The organism is Asanoa hainanensis (assembly GCF_900188485.1).
Classification (GTDB): domain Bacteria; phylum Actinomycetota; class Actinomycetes; order Mycobacteriales; family Micromonosporaceae; genus Asanoa; species Asanoa hainanensis.
On the sequence record NZ_FZPH01000030.1, the window covers coordinates 59,269 to 59,545 of the forward strand.

The following is a 277-nucleotide window of genomic DNA, read 5'->3' on the forward strand; positions in this document are numbered from 1 at the left end:
GATCGGGTCGGGGTTGCGATCCTCGCCCGGCTCGGTGGCCGGGCGCAGCAACCTCTCCGAGAGCGGCCATCCGCGCGGTAGCACTGGCGTGGTTGCGATCCTCGCCCGGCTCGGTGGCCGGGCGCAGCAGCCCTCGCCGTGGGTGCAGCGGGCCAGCTCGTGGTGGTTGCGATCCTCGCCCGGCTCGGTGGCCGGGCGCAGCGCCCGGCGTCCGTGTCCGCATGGCCGCGAACCACTGGTTGCGATCCTCGCCCGGCTCGGTGGCCGGGCGCAGCGC

General features: G+C 76.2%; 1 protein-coding gene. It reads left to right on the top strand.

Going from position 1 to position 277, the window contains the following annotated elements; translation table 11 throughout:
- Nucleotides 1-88: 88 nt before the first annotated feature.
- Nucleotides 89-277: hypothetical protein (locus CHC05_RS42220; RefSeq protein ID WP_218824819.1), on the top strand; the 189-nt coding region annotated here is incomplete at its 3' end.